This window comes from Mesorhizobium abyssinicae (assembly GCF_049887195.1).
In the GTDB taxonomy this organism is placed as follows: Bacteria; Pseudomonadota; Alphaproteobacteria; order Rhizobiales; family Rhizobiaceae; genus Mesorhizobium; species Mesorhizobium abyssinicae.
This window is the reverse complement of the sequence record NZ_JARAKC010000074.1, coordinates 1-2,437: the sequence shown is the minus strand read 5'-3', so window position 1 is coordinate 2,437 and position 2,437 is coordinate 1. Positions and strand designations below refer to the sequence as shown.

Below are 2,437 nucleotides of genomic sequence, written 5' to 3'. Positions count from 1 at the left end.
CAGTGCATTGTTGGCTGCGACCATTTGCCGGTATTTCTGCAGAAAGCCCCAGGCTGTGCCGAAACCGGGGCCTACGTTCTTCTTGTACTCGTCAACCGCCCGGCTCAGCACCGCGGGTTCAATCTGGGCAATGCCCTTGCCGAAGTTCTGACTAAGCCAGCTGTTGAAACGACACAAATGACTCCGATAGCTATTTAGCGTGTCTTTTCCGTACCTGCTTGCAGCTGCCTGACATGCATCTTCGATCACCTGGTTCTCTTCGCTGACCGAGCGCGATCTAGCTGTTGTGACAGTCTGTCCGGCAGAATGCTGCCGGAGCCTTCCCAATGCCACGTTGATGTCGCTCAGTAGTACGGCATCGTTGCCCGCGAAGTTCTTCGCCAGGCCGTCCAGCTGCTCGTCCTCAATCCGACCGTGGATTTGGCTCTGGTGGTTCTCGTGAAGCCATTTGCTGAACTTGCGCAGCGCCGCTAGATCGCCCCTCACGGTTGGTTCTTTGAGGCGGGCCACGGCTTTTGTCCGGTATTGGGCGAAGAGTACCTCATCGTCCTTCGTGCCGGGTCGAAGAGTCGAAGCAGCCGTCACAGGCTGTCCGGCAAAATGCTGCCGGAGCCTTCCCAACGCCACGTTGGTGTCGCCCAGTAGTACGGTATCGTTGCCCGCAAAGTTCTTCGCCAGCGCGTCCAACCCCGGGTCCTCAATCCGACCGTCGATTTGGCTCTGGTGGTTCTCGTCAAGCCATGTGCTGAACTTGCGCAGCGCCGTTATATCGCGAGCAATCGAGCCTTCACTCACCTTGGCTGTTTTAGCCGCGTCGTCACGGTAGGCGGCAAAAAGCGCCTCGTCCGGGTGCTCTCGGACGCGCTTGCGGCTGCGCGTTTGCTGGACGACGGAAGCCTGGTGCGGCGCCGCGGCCGGCATCGTATGGCGCGCGCCGGTCAAATCGCCTCCCATGGTCCCTTCTTCGAGGCCGGCAGCCTGGGCAAAGAGTTCCTCATCATCCTTGGTGACAGGTCGAACATTCGAAGCAGCCGTCACAGGCGGTCTTACAAAAGCTTGCCGGAGCCTCTTCAGCGCCGGGTTGATACGCGCGCTCTCGCGCTCCGCGAAGTCCTTCGCCAGCGCGTCCAACCCCGGGTCCTCAATCCGGCCGGCGATCTGCGTCCGATGGTTCTCGTCAAGCCATTTGCTGAACTTGCGCAGCCCCGCTATATCGCCCCTCACGGTTGGTGCTTTGACGACGGCTTTTGCCCGGTATTGGGCGAAGAGTTCCTCATCGTCCTTCGTGCCGGGTCGAACAGTCGAAGCAGCCGTCACAGACTGTCCGGCAAAATGCTGCCGGAGCCTTCCCAACGCCACGTTGGTGTCGCCCAGTAGTTTGGCATCGTTGCCCGCAAAGTCCTTCGCCAGACCGTCCAGCTGCTCGTCCTCAATCCGACCGTCGATTTGGCTCTGGTGGTTCTCGTGAAGCCATGTGCTGAACTTGCGCAGCGCCGCTAGATCGCCCCTCACGGTTGGTTCTTTGAGGCGGACCACGGCTTTTGCCCGGTATTGGGCGAAGAGTTCCTCATCGTCGTTGGTGAGAGGTCGAACATTCGAAGCAGCCATCCCAGGCTGTCTTACAAAAGCTTGCCGGAGCCTCTTCAGCGCCGGGTTGATACGCGCGATATCGCCCTCCGCGAAGTCCTTCGCCAGCGCGTCCAACCCCGGGTCCTCAATCCGGCCGGCGATCTGCGTCCGATGGTTCTCGTCAAGCCATTTGCTGAACTTGCGCAGCGCCGCCAGATCGCCCCTCACGGTTGGTGCTTTGACGACGGCTTTTGCCCGGTATTGGGCGAAGAGTTCCTCATCGTCCTTGGTGCCGAGTCGAAGAGTCGAAGCAGCCGTCACAGGCTGTCCGGCAAAATGCTGCCGGAGCCTTCCCAACGCCACTTTGGTGTCGCTCATTAGTACGGCATCGTGGCCCGCGAAGTCCTTCGCCAGGCCGTCCAGCTGCTCGTCCTCAATCCGACCGTGGATTTGGCTCTGGTGGTTCTCGTCAAGCCATGTGCTGAACTTGCGCAGCGCCGTTATATCGCCAGCAATCGAGCTTTCACTCACCTTGGCTGTTTTAGCCGCCTTGGCACGGTAGGCGGCAAAAAGCGCCTCGTCCGGGTGCTCGCGGCCGCGCTTGCGGCTGCGCGTTTGCTGAACGACGGCAGCCTGGTGCGGCGCCGCGGCCGGCATCGTATGGCGCGCGCCGGTCAAGTCGCCCTGTTGATTGGCCGCAGGCCGATATGCGTCCGTGACGACGTGAGGGAGGTTCACGAAATCGGGTGCGCTTCCAAATCCCGTGGCGGGCAGGTTGACCCGCGGCGGCGGCATGGAACTCAAAGCTTCGTAACCGACCCCAATCGCTGCGCGGCTCCGCGGCTGATCGACACTTTGCGCGGGTGAG

1 protein-coding gene is annotated in these 2,437 nt (G+C 61.1%); it reads right to left on the bottom strand.

Annotated elements, in window-relative coordinates; all coding sequences use genetic code 11:
• Nucleotides 1-2,364: hypothetical protein (locus tag PU724_RS33625; RefSeq protein ID WP_426213820.1), on the bottom strand; the 2,364-nt coding region annotated here is incomplete at its 3' end.
• Between the last annotated feature and the right edge of the window lie 73 nt (nt 2,365-2,437).